21 protein-coding genes are annotated in these 19,478 nt (G+C 53.5%); 13 read left to right on the forward strand and 8 right to left on the reverse strand.

All coding sequences use genetic code 11. From position 1 onward, the window contains the following. The first annotated feature begins 55 nt into the window (after nt 1-55). The 5 genes from argC to BQ7483_RS04470 all read left to right on the forward strand — a co-directional run bounded on the left by argC (nt 56) and on the right by BQ7483_RS04470 (nt 5,572). Nucleotides 56-1,024 (forward strand): N-acetyl-gamma-glutamyl-phosphate reductase, encoded by a 969-nt coding sequence (gene argC, locus BQ7483_RS04450; RefSeq protein ID WP_072544925.1) that lies wholly within the window; start codon nt 56-58, stop codon nt 1,022-1,024. Between the two features lie 90 nt (nt 1,025-1,114). Beyond that, nucleotides 1,115-2,239, forward strand: a complete 1,125-nt coding sequence (locus BQ7483_RS04455; RefSeq protein ID WP_072544926.1) for an aspartate aminotransferase family protein — start codon at nt 1,115-1,117, stop codon at nt 2,237-2,239. A 293-nt stretch (nt 2,240-2,532) separates the two neighbouring features. After that, nucleotides 2,533-3,309 (forward strand): pyrroline-5-carboxylate reductase, encoded by a 777-nt coding sequence (gene proC / locus BQ7483_RS04460; protein ID WP_072544927.1) that lies wholly within the window; start codon nt 2,533-2,535, stop codon nt 3,307-3,309. Between the two features lie 42 nt (nt 3,310-3,351). Beyond that, entirely contained in the window at nt 3,352-3,900 is a 549-nt protein-coding gene (locus BQ7483_RS04465) for a helix-turn-helix domain-containing protein (RefSeq protein WP_022021402.1), read from the forward strand. 13 nt (nt 3,901-3,913) lie between these two features. After that, a complete protein-coding gene (locus tag BQ7483_RS04470; protein WP_072544928.1) occupies nt 3,914-5,572 on the forward strand; it encodes an AMP-binding protein in 1,659 nt (552 codons plus the stop codon). 99 nt (nt 5,573-5,671) lie between these two features. Here the strand turns inward: BQ7483_RS04470 and BQ7483_RS04475 are convergent, their stop codons facing one another. The 6 genes from BQ7483_RS04475 to BQ7483_RS04500 form a co-directional block, all read right to left on the reverse strand. Then, entirely contained in the window at nt 5,672-6,079 is a 408-nt protein-coding gene (locus BQ7483_RS04475) for a DUF5675 family protein (RefSeq protein ID WP_022021400.1), read from the reverse strand. Next, a complete protein-coding gene (locus tag BQ7483_RS04480; RefSeq protein WP_072544929.1) occupies nt 6,045-8,384 on the reverse strand; it encodes a BT4734/BF3469 family protein in 2,340 nt (779 codons plus the stop codon). Before BQ7483_RS04480 ends, BQ7483_RS04475 begins: the two co-directional genes overlap by 35 nt. Nucleotides 8,385-8,544: 160 nt before the next feature. Then, nucleotides 8,545-8,856, reverse strand: a complete 312-nt coding sequence (locus BQ7483_RS04485; RefSeq protein WP_072544930.1) for a hypothetical protein — start codon at nt 8,854-8,856, stop codon at nt 8,545-8,547. Between the two features lie 175 nt (nt 8,857-9,031). Continuing rightward, complete coding sequence (locus tag BQ7483_RS04490) at nt 9,032-9,310, reverse strand: hypothetical protein (RefSeq protein WP_072544931.1); 279 nt, start codon at nt 9,308-9,310, stop codon at nt 9,032-9,034. Nucleotides 9,311-9,451: 141 nt separating this feature from the next. Continuing rightward, nucleotides 9,452-9,808 carry a hypothetical protein gene (locus BQ7483_RS04495; protein WP_072544932.1) on the reverse strand — a complete coding sequence of 119 codons (357 nt, stop codon included), beginning with the start codon at nt 9,806-9,808 and terminating at the stop codon, nt 9,452-9,454. A gap of 267 nt (nt 9,809-10,075) precedes the next feature. Continuing rightward, the gene (locus BQ7483_RS04500; protein WP_072544933.1) at nt 10,076-10,354 is read right to left on the reverse strand and encodes a hypothetical protein; all 279 of its coding nucleotides are present in this window, start codon (nt 10,352-10,354) and stop codon (nt 10,076-10,078) included. Nucleotides 10,355-10,655: 301 nt separating this feature from the next. On the opposite strand from BQ7483_RS04500, the gene BQ7483_RS04505 reads away from it, so the two are divergent. The 3 genes from BQ7483_RS04505 to BQ7483_RS04515 are packed head-to-tail and all read left to right on the forward strand — an operon-like array spanning nt 10,656 to nt 12,271. Then, nucleotides 10,656-10,994 carry a helix-turn-helix domain-containing protein gene (locus BQ7483_RS04505; RefSeq protein WP_022020149.1) on the forward strand — a complete coding sequence of 113 codons (339 nt, stop codon included), beginning with the start codon at nt 10,656-10,658 and terminating at the stop codon, nt 10,992-10,994. Then, complete coding sequence (locus tag BQ7483_RS04510) at nt 10,984-11,733, forward strand: ImmA/IrrE family metallo-endopeptidase (protein WP_204245999.1); 750 nt, start codon at nt 10,984-10,986, stop codon at nt 11,731-11,733. The genes BQ7483_RS04505 and BQ7483_RS04510 overlap by 11 nt, the downstream gene beginning before the upstream one ends. Then, the gene (locus BQ7483_RS04515; RefSeq protein WP_139247527.1) at nt 11,720-12,271 is read left to right on the forward strand and encodes a hypothetical protein; all 552 of its coding nucleotides are present in this window, start codon (nt 11,720-11,722) and stop codon (nt 12,269-12,271) included. The genes BQ7483_RS04510 and BQ7483_RS04515 overlap by 14 nt, the downstream gene beginning before the upstream one ends. A gap of 12 nt (nt 12,272-12,283) precedes the next feature. On the opposite strand, the gene BQ7483_RS04520 is transcribed toward BQ7483_RS04515, so the two are convergent. Continuing rightward, complete coding sequence (locus BQ7483_RS04520) at nt 12,284-12,907, reverse strand: hypothetical protein (RefSeq protein ID WP_072544935.1); 624 nt, start codon at nt 12,905-12,907, stop codon at nt 12,284-12,286. Nucleotide 12,908: 1 nt separating this feature from the next. Then, the gene (locus BQ7483_RS04525; protein WP_139247528.1) at nt 12,909-14,003 is read right to left on the reverse strand and encodes a hypothetical protein; all 1,095 of its coding nucleotides are present in this window, start codon (nt 14,001-14,003) and stop codon (nt 12,909-12,911) included. Nucleotides 14,004-14,670: 667 nt separating this feature from the next. On the opposite strand from BQ7483_RS04525, the gene BQ7483_RS04530 reads away from it, so the two are divergent. The 5 genes from BQ7483_RS04530 (at nt 14,671) to BQ7483_RS04545 (ending at nt 19,461) form a co-directional block, all read left to right on the forward strand. Next, nucleotides 14,671-15,171, forward strand: a complete 501-nt coding sequence (locus BQ7483_RS04530; RefSeq protein WP_072544937.1) for an HU family DNA-binding protein — start codon at nt 14,671-14,673, stop codon at nt 15,169-15,171. Between the two features lie 164 nt (nt 15,172-15,335). Further along, on the forward strand, nt 15,336-15,434 hold the full coding sequence (locus tag BQ7483_RS17700; protein ID WP_021846582.1) for a smalltalk protein: 99 nt from the start codon (nt 15,336-15,338) through the stop codon (nt 15,432-15,434). A 199-nt stretch (nt 15,435-15,633) separates the two neighbouring features. Continuing rightward, complete coding sequence (locus BQ7483_RS04535) at nt 15,634-17,142, forward strand: class I SAM-dependent DNA methyltransferase (RefSeq protein ID WP_072544938.1); 1,509 nt, start codon at nt 15,634-15,636, stop codon at nt 17,140-17,142. A gap of 20 nt (nt 17,143-17,162) precedes the next feature. Beyond that, nucleotides 17,163-18,326 carry a restriction endonuclease subunit S gene (locus BQ7483_RS04540; RefSeq protein WP_072544939.1) on the forward strand — a complete coding sequence of 388 codons (1,164 nt, stop codon included), beginning with the start codon at nt 17,163-17,165 and terminating at the stop codon, nt 18,324-18,326. 67 nt (nt 18,327-18,393) lie between these two features. Continuing rightward, nucleotides 18,394-19,461 carry an AAA family ATPase gene (locus tag BQ7483_RS04545; protein ID WP_072544940.1) on the forward strand — a complete coding sequence of 356 codons (1,068 nt, stop codon included), beginning with the start codon at nt 18,394-18,396 and terminating at the stop codon, nt 19,459-19,461. Nucleotides 19,462-19,478: the final 17 nt, after the last annotated feature.

The raw sequence follows: 19,478 nt of genomic DNA on the forward strand, positions 1-19,478 counted from the left end.
ACGCTGAACAGAAATTCTTCATTCTTCCTTCCTCATTCTCAATTCAAACAAGATTATGATTAAAGTAGGAATCATAGGCGGCGCCGGCTACACGGCGGGCGAGCTCATCCGCCTGCTCTTGAACCACCCGGAGGCGGAAATCGTCTTCGTCAACAGCTCGAGCAACGCCGGCAACAAGATAACCGACGTACACGAAGGCCTCTATGGCGAGACAGACCTGACCTTCACCGACCAGCTCCCGCTGGACCAGATCGACGTGCTCTTCTTCTGCACCGCCCATGGCGACACGCGCAAGTTTCTGGAGAGCCACAACGTGCCCGAAGACCTGAAAATCATCGACCTCTCGATGGACTACCGCCTCAAGAGCGACGACCACGACTTCATCTACGGCCTTCCCGAGCTGAACCGCCGCGCCACCTGCACGGCCAAGCACGTAGCCAACCCCGGCTGCTTCGCCACCTGCATCCAGCTGGGCCTGCTTCCCCTGGCCAAGAACCTGATGCTGAACAACGACATCATTGTGAACGCCATCACGGGCAGCACGGGCGCAGGCGTCAAGCCGGGTGCCACGAGCCACTTCAGCTGGCGCAACAACAACCTGAGTGTCTACAAGGCCTTCGAGCACCAGCACGTGCCCGAAATCAAGCAGTCGCTCCGCCAGCTCCAGAACAGCTTCAACTCGGAGATAGACTTCATCCCCTACCGCGGCGACTTCCCGCGCGGCATCTTCGCCACCATCGTCGTGAAGACCAAGGTGGGGCTCGACGAAATCCGCCGCATGTACGAGGAATACTACGCCAAGGACTCCTTCACGCACATCGTCGACAAGAACATCGACCTGAAGCAGGTAGTCAACACCAACAAGTGCCTCATCCACCTGGAGAAGCACGGCGACAAGCTGCTCATCATCTCGTGCATCGACAACCTGCTGAAGGGTGCCAGCGGCCAGGCCGTCCACAACATGAACCTGATGTTCAACCTCGAAGAGACGGTAGGACTGAGGCTGAAGCCAAGCGCTTTTTAATGAAGAATGAAGAACAATGAATGAAGAATTCACGCAACATTCTGTTCAGGATGACAGGATGAAAACAGAACCTACAAAAACAGAACGATCATGAAACTTTTCGATGTATATCCTTTGTTCGACATCAACATCGTCAAAGGGAAAGGCTGCCACGTGTGGGACGAGAACGGAACGGAGTACCTCGACCTCTACGGCGGCCATGCCGTCATCTCCATCGGCCACGCCCATCCGCACTACGTGGAGATGATCAGCCACCAGGTAGCCACCCTGGGCTTCTACTCCAACTCCGTCATCAACAAGCTGCAGCAGCAGGTGGCCGAACGCCTGGGCAAGGCCAGCGGCTACGAAGACTACTCGCTCTTCCTCATCAACAGCGGTGCCGAAGCCAACGAGAACGCCCTCAAGCTGGCCTCCTTCCACAACGGACGCACACGGGTGGTGTCCTTCGCCAAGGCCTTCCACGGACGCACGTCGCTGGCCGTCGAGGTGACCAACAACCCCAAGATCATCGCCCCCATCAACGACTGCGGACACGTCACCTACCTACCCCTCAACGACACGGCCGCCATGCAGGCCGAGCTGGCCAAGGGTGATGTCTGCGCCGTCATCATCGAAGGCATCCAAGGCGTGGGCGGCATCCAGCTGCCCACCGACGAGTTCATGCACGCCCTCCGCCAGGCTTGTACGGAGACGGGCACCGTGTTCATCCTCGACGAGATACAGAGCGGCTACGGACGCAGCGGCAAGTTCTTCGCCCACCAGCACCAGGGCATCCGCCCCGACCTCATCACGGTGGCCAAGGGCATCGGCAACGGCTTCCCCATGGCCGGCGTACTCATCAGCCCGATGTTCACTCCCGTGTACGGACAGCTGGGAACTACCTTCGGTGGCAACCACCTGGCCTGCGCCGCCGCCCTGGCCGTGCTCGACGTCATGGAGCAGGAACACCTGATTGAAAACGCTGCCCGCGTAGGTTCTTACCTGCTGGATGAACTGAAGAAGTTCCCACAAATCAAGGAAGTACGTGGCCGCGGACTGATGATTGGTCTGGAGTTTGAAGAACCTATCAAAGACCTGCGCCTGCGTCTGCTCAAGGAGCAGCACGTCTTCACGGGCGTGAGCGGCACCAACGTCATCCGCCTCCTGCCGCCCCTCTGCCTGTCCATGGACGAGGCCGACCTCTTCCTGGAGCGGTTCAAGAAGGTGCTGGGCTGATATACTCCAATCACATCCTGAGGGTGTGTCAGAAAGAGAAAGGACTATCACAATGTCATTCCGAACGTAGTGAAGAATCTCGATACACGAACAACTGCTTCGAGATCCTTCACTGCGTTCAGGATGACATTGTGTTTTTTTTGGATGATACCTTCTCTTTTCCTGCCTCCCCATTCCCCCGCCAGCAACAAAAAGTAAGGCCCTGTCCGCATTTTCCCTGCAAAGACGTACAGTTTTCTTCCCAAAACTTATTAACTTTGCCAGACATCAATCCTCATCTAAAACAAAAGATTATGAGAACAGCCATCATCGGAGCAGGAAACATGGGCGGATCCATCGCCCGCGGGCTGGCTCGGGGCACCATCCTCCAGGCCGCCGACATCATCGTGTCGAACCCCTCGCAAGGCAAGCTCGACGCCCTGCAGGCCGAATTCCCCGACATGCAGGTGACAAACAACAATCAGGAAGCCGTTACGGGCGCCGACTTCATCATCCTGGCCGTGAAGCCCTGGCTGATAAAGCCCGTCCTGAAGGAGCTGAAAATCAAGAGCCGCCAGATTATCCTCTCGGTGGCCGCAGGCATCGCCTTCGAGGAGCTGGCCCACTACGTGACGGACAAGGGAATGACCATGTTCCGCCTCATCCCCAACACGGCCATCAGCGAACGCCAGAGCATGACGCTCGTGGCCAGCCGCAACGCCACGCCCGAGCAGGAACAGCTGGTGCTCAGCCTCTTCAACGAGATGGGAATGGCCATCCTCCTGCCCGAAGAGAAGTTTGCCGCCGCCACGGCCATGACTTCCTGCGGCATCGCCTACGCGCTGAAATACATCCAGGCCGCCATGCAGGCCGGTGTGGAGCTGGGCATCCGTCCTGCCGACGGCATGAAGATGGTGGCCCAGTCGGTCAAGGGTGCTGCCGAGCTCATCCTCAACAACGATACGCACCCCGCCCTCGAAATCGACAAGGTATGTACTCCCGGCGGCCTCACCATCAAGGGCATCAACAGCCTGGAGCACGACGGCTTCACCTCGGCCATTATCAATGCAATAAAAAGCAGTGCCATTTAATACTAACCACTAACCGCTAACCACTAACCACTAAATAACAATATGGACGAACAGATTAAACAAATAGCCGAGCGCCTGCGCGGATTGCGCGACGCCATGGAGCTGACTCCCAACGACATTGCCAACGAATGCGGCATCGACAAGGACGAATACGAACGCGCCGAGTCGGGCGAACACGACATCTCCGTGAGCATGCTCCAGCAGATAGCACGCCACTACAACATCGCCCTCGACGCGCTGATGTTCGGCGAAGAACCCAAGATGAGCACCTACTTCCTGACGCGTGCCGGCAAGGGCATCAGCGTGGAGCGCACCAAGGCCTATAAGTACCAGTCGCTGGCCGCCGGATTCAAGGACCGCAAGGCCGACCCCTTCATCGTGACCGTAGAGCCCAACGACCGCCCCATGCACTACAACACGCATGCCGGACAGGAGTTCAACCTCGTCATCGAAGGCACCCTGCTCCTGAGCATCGGCGGCAAGGAACTCACCCTGACCCCAGGCGACAGCATCTACTTCAACTCCAGCCTGCCCCACGGCATGAAGGCCCTCGACGGCAAGACCGTGCGCTTCCTGGCAATCATCATGTAAAATTAGCACAACTATGATAGAAAGATTTCTCCAACAAACCACATTTACTTCCCAACAGGATTTTATAGATAACCTAAAGATAAACGTACCCGACAACTTCAACTTCGGCTACGACGTCGTGGACGCCTGGGCCGCCGAGCAACCCGACAAACCCGCCCTGCTCTGGACCAACGACAAGGGCGAGCACCGCCAGTTCAGCTTCGGCGACATGAAGCGCTATACCGACATGACGGCCAGCTACTTCCAGAGCCTCGGCATCGGCCGCGGCGACATGGTGATGCTCATCCTGAAGCGCCGCTACGAGTTCTGGTTCAGCATCGTGGCCCTCCACAAGCTGGGCGCCGTCGTCATCCCCGCCACCCACCTGTTGACGAAGAAGGACATCGTCTACCGTTGCAACGCCGCAGACATCAAGATGATTGTTTGCGCGGGCGAATTGGTCATTACCGACCACATCACCGCCGCCATGCCTGAGTCGCCCAGCGTGAAGCGTCTGGTCAGCGTAGGTCCCGAGGTGCCCGAAGGCTACGAAGACTTCCACAAGGGCATCGAGGCCGCCACACCCTTCGTCAAGCCCGAACACCCCAACACCAACGACGACATCTCGTTGATGTACTTCACCAGCGGCACCACGGGCGAACCCAAGATGGTGGCCCACGACTTCACCTATCCGCTGGGGCACATCGTCACGGGCTACATCTGGCACAACCTGAAGCCCGACAGCCTCCACCTCACCATCGCCGACACGGGCTGGGGCAAGGCTGTATGGGGCAAGCTCTACGGCCAGTGGATAGCCGGCGCCAACGTCTTCGTCTACGACCACGAGAAGTTCACCCCCGCCGACATCCTGCAGAAGATACAGGACTACCACGTCACCTCGCTCTGCGCGCCGCCCACCATCTTCCGCTTCCTCATCCACGAAGACCTCACCAAGTACGACCTGTCGCACCTCGAGTACTGCACCATCGCGGGCGAGGCGCTGAACCCCGCCGTGTTCGACACCTTCAAGAAGCTCACGGGCATCCGCCTGATGGAAGGCTTCGGACAGACCGAAACCACGCTGACCGTGGCCACCATGCCCTGGATGGAGCCGAAGCCCGGCAGCATGGGCCTGCCCAACCCGCAATACGACGTCGACCTCATCGACTCCGAAGGCCGCTCTGTCGAGGCCGGCGAGCAGGGACAAATCGTCATCCGCACCGACAAGGGCAAGCCCCTCGGCCTGTTCAAGGAATACTACCGCGACCCCGAGCGCACCCGTGAGGCCTGGCACGACGGCATCTACTACACGGGCGACGTGGCGTGGAAAGACGAAGACGGCTACCTGTGGTTCGTGGGCCGTGCGGACGACGTCATCAAGAGTTCGGGCTACCGCATCGGCCCGTTCGAGGTGGAAAGCGCGCTGATGACCCATCCCGCCGTCGTCGAGTGTGCCATCACCGGCGTGCCCGACGAGATCCGCGGCCAGGTTGTCAAGGCCACCATCGTCCTCTCCAAGGCCTATAAGGACAAGGCCGGCGATGCCCTCGTCAAGGAGCTTCAGAACCACGTGAAGCGCGTCACCGCCCCCTACAAATATCCGCGTGTCATCGAGTTTGTGGACGAGCTGCCCAAGACCATCAGCGGCAAGATACGCCGCGTGGAGATCCGCAAGAACGACGAGAAGCAATGAGAGTTCAAAATTGAAATTTGAAAGTTGAAAATTGAGGCTGTATCAAGAAACGAACTTATTCATTCTTGATGCAGCCTCTTCTTTTTCTGCGCCTTGGCGTCAGTTGATGGTGATCCACACACCCTCGCCCCGCTCCTTGGCCTCGACGATGCGCTGCTTCAGCAGGCGGACGTAGCGGGTGGAACCTATCACATGGCCGGCCTTGCGGTTCTCGCCGGGCAGGATGCAGCCTGCCGTGTCAGCGGGCGTGTTGCCCGCATGGATGCGGATGCCCTCGAACAGGGGCACGTGGAGCAGTAGGGGCAGCCACTGGCCGAACTTAGGGCTCCAGGTGATCACTACCGGATAGCGCCCTTCGGGGATGGCCGTACGCCCCTTCACCTTGTGTTTTCTCTTCAAGTTGCGCCACTCGGGCTCCAGCGTGTCGCACACGTATGTTCCGTCTATCTCCAGGCGGCCTATGGTGTAGGTCTTACGCTTGGCGATTCTTGTCAATGTCATTTCCATCTCTTCTGAATTTTAATTTTTGAAAACTGTCATCTGTCATCTGTAAGATGTAGCCGCGGTGCATCCATTGCGAAAGCATGTTCTGCGTACCCTTCTCGCCCATCCCTGCCTGACGGCGCACCTGCACCACTTCCTGATAGGCAAATTCGTCGGGCAGCAGCTCCAGCAGGTTGCGCGGGCCCCTGGTGTTGCGCAGGCTGACTGTTTGTGCCTCCTCGATGTCCGCCCCGAAGAACTCCATCTTGCAGGCCAGGTCGTAGCGGAGCGACCAGCGGATGAAGTCCTCGAACGTCTTGTCCCAACGGCAGCCGTTGGCCACGAAGAGCACGCACGCCTTCAGCCAGGCGATGACGTTGGCGCGGAAGGAGAGGTTTTCGTACACGCGGCTTTGCGAAAGGCGGGCGAACTCGGCACACTCCTCCTTCAACGTCTTGGCCAGTTTGTAGGCCTGCGGGCAATCTATCAATCCTTGTGCCTTGACGAGGTTCTCGATGTAGGGACGAAGCTCCTCGTCGAAGGCAGCGTCGTAGGTGCCATAGACGGGCATGTCCGCGCCGATTTCGCGCTCGGGGATGGTGCAGAAGTTGATGCGCGAGATGGGCCCGTCTGTCAGCACACGGCTGAAGTAGCGCTTGCCTTTCTGGATGGTGGTCGAGGCGTTCCAGTTGAAGCGGATGGTCACCTTCTCCGTGACGCTCTGCACGCCCACACGCGTCTGTCCGTAGCGGTTGCCGGGGTCGAAGGACAGGCACATAATCTGGAACTGCTGCCCTGCACGCCCTGTGCCCTTCAGCGCGTCGAACTGGTCGATTTCATTCAGTTTCGTATAAAGAAAATGTCCGTCCGCCTCGGCCATGCGCATCACGAAGGCGGGGTTGGTCATGTCGGCGTCAATCTCCTGAATGATAAGTCCTTCGGGGCGCTGGCGTTTGTCCTTGTTGGCTCCCTTCGAGGTGACTTCGTTCTTCCATTCACGCTCGCGGCGCAGATTGTCCTCGTCGCGGCGGCGGATGTCGGCCATGATGCGGTTGATGGGCTCCGAAATGCAGTCCTTGCCTGCGCCCGTGCCGGCCATCAGCACGTTCATCAGGGTGGCTTCGTGCTCCACGTTGTCAATATAACAGAAGCGTACTTTATGCAGATGCGCGGCCAGCGAGGGGAAGACGGCGTGCGCCACGGCGGGCTTGTAGACGTCGGGGGTGCGGCTGACGAGGAGCTTGATCAGGGCAGGCAAGCGCTTGGGTAATGAAGAATGAAGAATGTCGGCTTCGCCTCCGAATGAAGAATTTTCACCATCTTCGGTCGATTCTCCATTCTTCATTCTTCGTTCTTCATTTTCAAGGGCTTCTTTCAGCATCTTCGGCATCGAGTACCATTTCGCCGAGCAGGCGGAGTGTATCAGCCCCTTCATCTCCTCCTCGGAGAGGCCGTAACGGGGCATCACTTGCAGGAGCAGCGTCTCGTCGTTGTCGGCAATGTAGCGCAGGTGCGAGGCCAGGCGGTGGAGTTTGTCGTTGCGCTCGCCCTGCACGGGTTCGCCACCCGCCAGGAGGAACCATTGTTGGATTATTTCCGAATAGGGTACCCCCTTAAATGTAGGGACGCACCACGGTGCGTCCGCTTGGGGCGTATTGGCGGCATCGGCGGCATCGTCCGTATGGGGTGCATCGGTGGCGGCATCCGCAGCGGCATCATCGTTGGTATCGGACGCACCATGGTGCGTCCCTACAGGGGGAACGGCGGGGGCGAACAATCGCTCTTCATCGAGGTAGAGCACATACCCCTCGGGCACCACGAACGACGAGCGGGCATAGTCCTTCACGCTGGCGTCGTAGTTGCCGTCGCCCAGCTGCGTGGACATCCACCGCTGGGCCGCGGCCAGATCCATCCCTGCGGGGATGACGAACAGCAGGCGCAGGCCCTCGGTGCTGGGTGTGATGTGGGCCAGGACGATGCCCAGCTGGGCTTCACGTCCGCGGATGTGGTCGTCGTAGTAGCCGCGCGGGTCGGGGATGTGGTCCACGTCGTACATCGACAGGCCGCTGGGGATGGCGTCGGCGTTCAGCCGCCGGCCGTTGCGGAACGTGGCGTGCGGGGTGATGACGGGAAGCATCTTCTTGCGGGCGGCCTTCAGGGTTTCGAAGTCGCCCTTCGACATTTCGCCCCGGCGCACGGCCTCGAGGGCGTCTTCTATCTCTGCGCAGACACGGACCACGAGGGGCGAAGCCAGTGCCTGGTGGAACAGCTCGGGGGTGCATTCGCGCACCACCCGGCTCTTTACGTTATTGCTTATTCCGAATTTCATTTTTAAGGAGTTAAGAAGTTAAGGGATTAAGGAGTTAAGGGATTAAGGAGTTAAGAAGTTAAGGAGTTAAGCCAATACCTCCAATGAATATTGTTTAATAATTTCGTTAGCCAAGCTATCGGCTTAACTTCTTAACTCCTTAACTCCTGAATTCTAAAAATTAAAATTCCGTATCAAACACCCGATCCACGAAGTCGCTTGCCTGGCGGCTTTCGTCGATGAGCACGTCTGCCGGCGTGATGTCCGCCTCGTCCAGGGCGATGCGCAGGGTGAGGCGCACGTGGCTGTCGCCCACGCTGGCCCGTCCGTGGGGCAGCTTGATGTACTTGTTGCTGGACCTCGACGTGCTGCGCCGGTAGGCGTTGAAGTTGCCCTCCGTGGGGCTTACCAATCCCAGACTGCCCTCCAGGCGTCCGTTTCCGTTCATCAAAGCCTTGTAGGCTTCGTCGCTGAGTTGAATTCTTACGTTCATTGTCGTGTAAAAAGTTTTAATGTTGTGAATAGGGTTTGATAATTGATAATTGAAAATTGAGAATTGAGAATTGAGAATGTATCGTAGTGGTTAGTGGTTAGTGGTTAGCGGTTAGTGGTTAGCATACTAACCGTTCACCGTTCACCGCTTACCGCTAACCGCTAACCGTTCACCGCTAACCGTTCATCTTCACGATTTCCACCGCCAGAATGTCCTGAAACATCTGCCCGTTGTACTCGCGCGTCTGGAAGCGGAGGACGGCATACACCAGCTCGCCCGCATAGAATTTGCACGAGGCCAGTTGCCCCAGCATGGCTGCCACGTACGTGTCTTCGTACTTGCCGCCCACCTCCTGCAACACGATGTTGCACTTCATCACCTGTCCGCTTTCGGCCTTCTGGCTCTGCACCGCGAAGGGTTCGCCCTGCGCTACGACTTTCATTAATTGCTTCATATCTCTTTTTTCCGTGTTTTGTGTTGGAAGCCCCCAATACGAAAAGCTCCCGCAAGCAAGGGGGTTGTTTTTCCCTTGATTGCAGGAGCAAAGTTAGCGGATGGAGCGCAGACCATCCCTTTACCTAAAGTTTACGTAAAGTCACTTTATGTCATATTTTTCAGCTTTTTCCTTCAGGCGGTCGAACACGTCCGTGTAGCTGGCCCCCTGCTTGCTGGCGTTGAGCAGCTGCGGCAGGGCCTTGAACTCCGTGCCGAAGACCAGGCCCAGCTCGTCCATCAGCCGCTGCTTGTTGGAAGCTATCTGCCCCTTGTCGTCCTCGAACATGCGCAGGTCGAACATGGCGCTGACGATCTTCGCAAAGTTCGTCTTCTGCCCCCTGGCTATCCTGAACACGCCCTTCGGCTTCGCCTCGGCAGGCTCCTCCCCCGCCCCGTCGTGCAGGGCCTCGTAGATGTCGTCAGACAGAAACCCTTCCGTCTGCCAGTAGGCTTCCATCCTCATCTTCAGGCGGCTCTCGCCGATGCNCGGTAGGCGTTGAAGTTGCCCTCCGTGGGGCTTACCAATCCCAGACTGCCCTCCAGGCGTCCGTTTCCGTTCATCAAAGCCTTGTAGGCTTCGTCGCTGATTTGAATCTTTACGTTCATAGTCGTGTCAAAAAGTTTTAATGTTGTGAATAGGGTTAATTAATTGATAATTGAAAATTGATAATTGAAAATTCTTCATTCTTCATTCTTCATTCTTCATTTAAAAAATTCTTCATTCTTAATTCTTCATTTTCACGATTTCCACCGCCAGAATGTCCTGAAACATCTGCCCGTTGTACTCGCGCGTCTGGAAGCGGAGGACGGCATACACCAGCTCGCCCGCATAGAATTTGCACGAGGCCAGCTGCCCCAGCATGGCTGCCACGTACGTGTCTTCGTACTTGCCGCCCACCTCCTGCAACACGATGTTGCACTTCATCACCTGTCCGTTTTCGGCCTTCTGGCTCTGCACCGCGAAGGGTTCGCCCTGCGCTACGACTTTCATTAATTGCTTCATATTATACTGCCACGACGGGGATGGTTTGTCCGTCTTGACTGAGGCAAAGATAGAGCAAGGAAGATGAATAATTGCGATATAACAATCTGATAATCAACCTATGTACGACCAATCCGATGACTATGTAATGTTTTGTCCGATCTATCCGATGAAACTGTCCGACAGTTATGGGAAGAGAAGGCAATCCATAGCAGAAACAACAAAGGCAAAGTTATATTTTCATCAAAAATAGAGCCAAATAGCATAAAATATAACTGAAAAACATTATCTTTGCAAGCAGAAAACGTAACGCACAACTATCATGACCCTCAATCAGATTATCGGCAAGAACCTTGCCAGCTATCGCCAACGCCTTGGCTACTCCCAACAAGAGATCAGTCAATATTTAGGTATCAGCCAACCGGCTTATGTCAAATACGAAAGTGGAGACACCGTCGTGCCTATGGAAGCGATTGAAAAACTGGCAACACTCTACAATGCGGAAGAATACGACCTGATGGAAGAAAATGCCGAACTGATGCAGGCCAACGTAGCGTGCGCATACCGCAAAAACGGAGCCATAAACGACCTGGAGCAGATAGCCCAATTCCAGAAGATTGTCAAGAACTATATCCAGATGTGCAATGAGCTTGAGAAGTAAAAACGAATTGGAATGCCTGGCCACGCGCCTGCGCGAAGAGATGCACGTCACGACGAAAGATCCTGTACGCATCCATCAGATTCTGAAAGAGAAGAACATCCTGACTTGGTTTCGGAAGCTGGATGACAACTTTTCGGGTATGGCCATCCGTATCCAGGCTGGCCAAGCAGGCAGAGGCAGCCGATACTTCATGCTGATCAATACGGCCCAGTCTTATGCCAAACAACGGTTCACCGCCTGCCATGAGCTCTACCACCTGCTTTATCAAGAACAGTTTACCGTATCGCAGAACAATGCAGGGTTGTTCAACAAAAAAGAAACAGAAGAATACAATGCCGACCTTTTTGCCTCCTACCTGCTGTTACCCGAAATGGGGTTGAAGGAATTGACGCCGGATAAAGAACAAGGCAGGAACAAAATCACACTTGCCACCCTGCTGAAAATAGAGCAGAACTTCGGATGCTCGCGCAGCGCACTGCTCATGCGCCTGAAGGGTTTGGGATGGATTACCGACGAGGTTTTTGCCCGCTACCAGAAAGATGTCCGAAAATCGGCCATCGAATATGGTTACAGCACCAGACTCTACGAACCGACTTGCCAGACGGAGCTGGTTGGAGACTACAACCTGAAGGCACGGGCCCTGTATGATGCAGGACTCATTTCGCAGGCAAAATATTTCTCATTACTGGCCGACATGGGCCTTGACTTTTCAAATGAACTGGGCGATGGCGAAGAATAAGGTCATATTGGTAGACGCGGACGTCATTTCGCATTTCATTGCCACTGGTCGCATTGACACGCTGACAACGATTCTCGCTCCCCATGCCGTCTACGTGGTGGACAATGTGTATAAAGAAGCCACCTGGCACCCTACCGATCCCCAACGCAAAGCCAAAGTAGACGCCTGGATGACCCGCTGCAAAGTTTCGCGCATAGGCTTTCCCTATATGAACGACCATGTCAAGAAGGAATTCTTCCGCCTGAAGAAAGAAAGCCCGCTCTTGGGTGAAGGCGAAAGGGCCTGCATGTCGATGGCCCGTTTCGGGCATGAAGTGGTGGCCAGCAGCAATTTCAGGGATGTAGCCGACTATTGTGACGCATTCGGCATTGAATACATCGGCACCTTAGACATCCTGGCCATTGCATTGAACAAAGGCATCTACACACAAGAAGACTGCAATAACTTCATCACCGACGCCATCAGTCTGAACAAGGCCCGGTTCCCTGTCAGTGACATCACTCACTACACGCCGACACGCGATCTGAGCGATTTCTAAAAGCTCGTTCTTTCACTTCCGAAACTCCGCCTTCAGCTTCATCACCCCCTTATACAGGCCGTCACATGCAATGTGGATAAAGCGGTCTATTTTACCTGAATTCTGCATCATCTTGACAAACTGCTGGCGGGAAGCACGCAAGTTGGTCACCTTGACCCTCTCTCCTTCTTGCAACCACTTGTTCCGTTCGGTAGAAATGGCATTGGCTATGCTCCTTGCACTACAGTTCAGCCAAGGTGAATCAGGAAACCATTCCTGCATCTGACTGATGAATTCAACATCTTTTGTCTGAAAGTTCATCACTCCGGCATCGTCCAACGCAGCATGCAGCCAAAAGAGTTCATTTTTCCCTTGCAGTTGCTCCAATGCCGAAGCTATCAGATCGCGAAGCTGCCCAAGACGTTCGGCTGTGGCAAATAGCGAAGGGGAAAAAATGAGGTTATTGAGGCCAGCATTTTCTTGCTCTGCTTCCGTCGTCTCTTCATCGTCCTGTATGGGGTGTGCCTCCTCCGCCTCCACGTGCATGTCGCCCTGCACGATGGTCTGGAACTTGATGTCTGTCATCTGGCAGCGGTCGAAGTAGATGCCGCCGTAGAAGTTCTTCACTACCGTCTGTTGTTGCTTGTTGTCTTCCATGTCATTCTTGGGGTAAAGTTAGATTGTCGGGCACAGCACCGATGCTGACACCCTTGAACTGGCTTCCGCTGATGTGGTTGGCGCCGGCGTAGTAGTTGTACTGCGTGCGGGGCGCCTGGTCGTCGGGCTTCTTGATGGCCCTGTCTACCCGCTCCACATGCTCCTTGACGCATTCCGAGTGCTTCATGGTCGTCAGGCAGGCAAGGAGCGCCACCAGCCCCGCTTTGCTGAACAGCTCCACCGCCCTGTCTATCAAGGCAGACAGCAGCCTCGTCTCGGCCTCCATCTCCACGGCAGCCTCTATCTCCGTCCGGATGAGGTCGAAGTCTTCGGACACCGCCTGCTGCTTTCCGGCCTCACCCGCCGGAGGCATGCCGGGCGGACACTCCTTATCCTTCAGGCTGTAGCAGGCCTTCTCGATGCTGTCCAGCACCTGCAGCCGCTCGTCCTTTGTGGGCCAGCGGAAGACGACCTCCCTGACGTACGCGCCGTCGAAGCAGCCCGTTGCCAGCATCCAGTCCTCGGCCGTCATCTCGGCACACACCCGATGCGCCTGCATGGGCAGCGGAGCGGGCACGTCAAAACTTGCCAGGTTGAACACGTGGTCCCAGTCGGGCGCCCTCAGGAAGCCCAGGTACCAAGGCAGCGACCGTTTCCTCTCCTTCTGCCACAGGATGACAAATACGCTGTGAAAAAATCGCGAAGGCTTCCCGTGCTCGTCCATCAGGTGCCTCTCCCTCAGTATCTGCAAGTGCTCCACGGCCTGCTCGATGGGGATCCTCATCAGGCACAGCGCCGCATAGACCAGCGACAGGCACAGCTGGGTGGCCGAAGAGTCGGACTTCAGGGACCTGCTCCGGAAGACATACCCCTCCCAGAGGTCCTCGTCGTCGGCATGCTTCACCAGGAGAGCCCGCATGCTCTGCAGGTACACTTCATTCAGCACATCTATGGCAGAGACAGACAGCTTGTGCTCCTTCTTCAAACTGCTGAAGATGGAATACACCTCGTTCCACAACTTACTGTTACCGACGAGGTGGTCGACATGCGCAAATCGGCGACAAACGATGGATGGGTAATGCAGATAGGGTTTCATAGCTTTAGATTGTCAATTTATTTTTTATGTTGGTGTTATTCGATTTTTCAACAAATATACAGATTCCATTCAAACCGGCAAAGCATGATGCCGATTTTAACAATACTTTTTTGAGGTCTATTACAATTACAGATTACAGTTACCCAAAAACGGAAAAGTGCGTGTTCCCTAAACAGTTTATATTATATATATATATTTATATATATAATATAAAATTCCGTACACACTTTCTCCCGTTAAATTTTAGCTTACTGTAATCTGTAATTGTAATAGCACGCTGTCCATCGCCCGCTTTTCGGAAGTCCGCTTACGAATTACAGATTACAGTTACCTCAAATCCATTCCCAGGCAACCTTCCCCATGCAAACCCAAGAAGAAATCAGCCGCTCCACCCAAAACAATGCTTTCCACGCGCGATAACATCGTCTTAGTTCTTGTAAATCAATGCATTATTTTTATTAACATAATCTACCATTTTCGTTAACACATTTTCACTACTCAGCAGCCTGTTTTATTTGGCGGGAAGCGAAAGTCCCCTTATCTTTGCCTTCGTAATGAAGAACGAAGAATGAAGAATGAAGAATTTGCCTGCGGCCGGAGCAAGATCATTTTCAATTCTCAATTCTCAATTATCAATTAATTAAGCACAATTTAAAACAACAAAGCTATGTCAACAATCGGAACATTGAAGTACAGACGTTATCAGGCCAAGTCGCCTCAGAACCCCGACGCACCCGCCAAGTGGTACGCCCGCGCCGTGCAGGACCGCACGGTGGAATTCGAAGACTTCGTCACCCATATTTCTGAACACAACTCGCCCTACTCCCGCGGCGTCATCCACGGCGTGCTCATCGACATGCTGTCGTGCCTCAAGGAGCTGGTGCTCGACGGCAAGTCCGTCCGCCTGGGCGACCTGGGCCTGTTCTCCGTGGGCATCTCCTCGAAGGGCGCCGACACGGCCGACGCCTGGGACACCAGCCTCATCACGGGCGTCCACCTGAACGTGCGCAACACCAAGACCTGGAGCAACAGCGAGCTGCGCAAGTCCACGCGCGTCACCGAGCTGGCCGTCTACACCGCCGGCGGCACGCTGACCGACGACGGCACGGAACCCGAGCCCGGCGGTAGCGGCAGTGACGGCGACGACCAGGAAGGAAGCCCGCTGTAAATTGAAAATGGAGACTATTCCTTAGTGTAAATATTAAAGGAGGTTTTGAGCGAAGCTAATTGAAAATGGAAAATGAAGAATGCGGCCGAACTTAATTTTCAATTTTCAATTCTCAACTTTCAATTAAATTTTCAATTCTCAATTTTCAATTCTCAATTAAAGAAATGGACAAGAAAACTATTTGGAAAACCATCATCCAGACGCTGGTCACCATCCTGACCGCCATCGGAACCACGCTGGGCGTCACCAGCTGTATGATGTAGCCCTACGCTGCATGCTGACAACACAGACACGAAGTAAAACACCCGCTGCCTCAGAGAAAAATGAGGGGCGGGTGATTTGTTTATGTATCCCTAACAGCCGAAAGCAGCTTTTCGCATGTCAAAAAGAAAAAACTTCTTTTTCGCTTCTTACTATGCCGTTATGTTTTATATCTTTGTCATAGTATAAACAAAAATATATATGGCTAAGACAAACAATACAGCAGAGATAGGTTTTGAGAAAGAAATATGGAAGGCGGCAGACTTGCTGCGTGGAAATCTCGACGCTTCGGAGTACAAATCCGTGGTGCTGGGGCTGATTTTCCTGAAGTATATATCGGACCGCTTCGAGGTGAAATACAACGAACTGGTGGACGAAGGCGACGGCTTCGAGGAAGACAAGGACGAATATACGGCCGAAAACATCTTCTTCGTGCCGCAGGAAGCCCGTTGGCAAGTCGTGGCCGAAGCGGCCCACACACCCGAAGTGGGCACTACGATAGACAACGCCATGCGCCTGATCGAGAAAGAAAACCCGCGCCTGAAGGGCATCCTGCCCAAGAATTTTGCCCGCCCCGAGCTGGACAAGCGGAGGCTGGGCGACGTGGTGGACCTCTTCACCAACATTCAGATGAAGGAGCATGGCGACACGAAAGACATCTTGGGCCGCACCTACGAATACTGCCTCTCCAAGTTTGCCGAAGCCGAAGGCAAGCTGGCCGGCGAATTCTACACGCCTGCCTGCATTGTGCGCACGCTGGTCGAGGTGCTTCAGCCCTTCAGCGGCCGTGTGTACGACCCCTGCTGCGGTTCGGGCGGCATGTTTGTGCAGTCGGCCCGATTCATCGGCGAACATCAGGGCAACCTCAACGACATCTCCGTCTTCGGGCAGGACAGCAACCCCACGACGTGGAAGATGGCGCAGATGAACCTGGCCATCCGCGGCATCGAGGCCGACTTGGGCAAGTTTGCTGCCGACACGTTCTTCGACGACCAGCACCCCACGCTGAAAGCCGACTTCATCCTGGCCAATCCGCCCTTCAACTTGAGCGACTGGGGTGCCGACAAGCTGCAGGACGACCCGCGCTGGCGCTACGGCATTCCACCCTCGGGCAATGCCAACTTTGCCTGGTTGCAGCACATGATTTATCACCTCTCGCCCCGTGGCCGCATCGGCATGGTGCTGGCCAACGGTTCGCTCTCTTCACAATCGGGCGGCGAGGGCAGCATCCGCGAAAACATCATCAAGGCCGACCTCGTGGAAGGCATCGTGGCCCTGCCCTCGCAGCTGTTCTATACGACAGGCATCCCCGTTTCGCTGTGGTTCCTGAGCCGCAACAAGAAGCAGCCGGGCAAGATTCTTTTCATCGACGCCCGCCAGATGGGCACAATGGTCACCCGCAAGCTGCGCGAGCTGGACGAGGAAAAAGACATTCAGCGCATAGCCCGCACCTTCGAGGACTTCGAGGCAGGTACGCTGGAGCCTGAAAAGGGATATTGCGCCGTGGCTACGCTCGATGATGTGGCTAAGCAGGACTATATCCTCACGCCCGGCCGCTATGTGGGCATCGCAGAGGCCGAAGACGACGGCGAGCCTTTCGAGGAGAAAATGACACGGCTCACTTCGGAGTTGTCCGAGATGTTCGAGAAATCGCATCAGCTGGAGGAGGAAATTCGGAAGCAGTTGGGGAGTATTGGGTTTAGGATTTAACGACAATAAATTCTCATTTTATGGAAGAGTGGAAAGAGTTTAAATTATCTGATTTGACCATTATGAAAAATGGGAAGAAACGGCCATCATGCATAGGGCAATATCCTGTTTATGGTGGTAATGGCATTATGGATTATGCTGATGTGTTCAATGCTGAGAATACAATAGTTGTCGGAAGAGTTGGCGCTTATTGTGGTAATGTATATTATTGTTCTAAAAAATGTTGGGTTTCAGATAATGCGATTGCTGTATTTGCTAATGATTTAGTTGATATTAAATATCTATTTTATTTAATGTCTTCTCTTGATTTACATCATCAACATATTGGAGGAGCACAACCTTTAATGACTCAAGATATTATTGGAGGTTTTAAAGTTTTCATTCCCAGTTTGAATATACAAGAAAAAATAGCTTCTTTTCTTTCCTCTCTTGACGACAAAATCGAACTAAACCGCCGTATCAATGAAAATTTAGAGCAGCAGGCACAAGCCTTATTCAAGTCTTGGTTTGTAGATTTTGAACCATTCAAGGACGGTAAGTTTGTGAATTCGGAGTTGGGGATGATTCCTGAAGGATGGAGAGTAGGCACTTTAGAGGAAATAGGACAAATTATAGGTGGAGGTACACCATCAAAAGCAAATTCATCTTTTTATTGTGAAAATGGAATTCCTTGGATTACCCCTAAAGATTTGTCTATTAATAAGTCTAAATACATATCCAGAGGGGAAAATGATATTACTGAGATTGGTTATAGAAATAGTAGCGCTAAAAAAATCCCTGCTGGAAGCGTTTTATTTAGTTCTCGTGCGCCAATCGGATATATTGCTATTGCAAATAATGAAGTAACTACAAACCAAGGCTTCAAATCAGTTATACCGACAAAAGCAGGAACATGTTTTATATATCTTTTTCTGCAATTATATAAGAAATATATTGAATCATTGGCTACAGGATCTACATTTAAAGAAGCTTCAGGAGCATTAATGAAATCATTAAAATTAAAAATTCCTCCACAATCAATATTTGAAAATTTTGAATTCATGTTAAATCCTCTTTTTTCCCAACAATGTGTTTTAGAAAGTGAAATTGATCACTTATCCAAACTCCGCGACACCCTCCTCCCCCGCCTTATGTCGGGCGAACTTGCAATCACTGATGTGGACGACAGAAGTATTTTTCAATAAGCCAATAACCCAGCCATTCACAGAAAATTGCTATCTTTGCAATAGCCCCTACTAACAACAGCAGACTATGGACAAAATAGAAATAAAAGGATATAAATCGTTCAAGGAACTCAAGCTCGACCTGCTCCCCATCAATATACTGATAGGGGCCAACGGGTCGGGGAAAAGCAACTTCTTGTCTTTCTTTGAATTCCTCAACCGCCTGTACGAACAGAAGCTGACGGAATATGTGGCGCTGAACGGAGGTATGGACAAATACTTCTTCCAAGGCAGCAAGACGACGGATGCCATCGAAGCCACAATCTGTTTCAAGAACAACTCCTACTCGTTTGAGCTGAAAGAAGGAGACAACAGGTTTGTGTTCTCAAAAGAGAAACTGGGATACCATAGCTCGTACTCCGACATTGCCAGCTTCGGCAACGAGGCCTGCATAAAGTCGTACAGCGGATTGTCGATTGGTGAACACATCCGTAGATATCTGTCTGAAATAAAGAAATATCATTTTCACGACACGGGCAAAAGTTCTCCGTTCACCAAGGAAAGTCACATCGTGAACGACGCCTATTATCTGTATGAGAAAGGGGAAAATCTGGCCGCTTTTCTGTATGCTGTCCGAGAGAATTCGCCCATCACCTACAAACGGATTGTGCGCGTCGTCCAGAGCATCGCGCCCTACTTCAGCGATTTCTACTTCAACGTGAGTGCTGCCGACACGGTCCGCCTGCAATGGACAGACAAGTTCAGTTCTACTGTATATGGCCCGACAGACCTCTCCGACGGAACCGTGCGCTTCATCGCACTGACCACGCTGTTTCTGCAACCCGTGCCCCCAAAAGTCATCATCATCGACGAGCCCGAACTGGGGCTTCACCCCCTGGCCATACAGAAGCTGGCCGGCCTGATAAAGTCGGTGGCGTCCAGAGGCACCCAAGTGATTATTGCTACCCAAAGCGCTGACCTGATAACGAACTTCAACGCCGAAGACGTGATTACCGTCAACCAGACAGAAGGCGCCTCGGTAATGAAAAGACATTCTTCGGAAGAACTGAACGCCTGGTTAAACGATTATACATTAGGCGATTTGTGGAAACAAAATATCCTGAAAGGAGCCAAAATAAATTCACAAACTTGCTAACAACCAATTAATATTAT

This window comes from Mediterranea massiliensis (genome assembly GCF_900128475.1).
Lineage (GTDB): Bacteria > Bacteroidota > Bacteroidia > Bacteroidales > Bacteroidaceae > Bacteroides > Bacteroides massiliensis_E.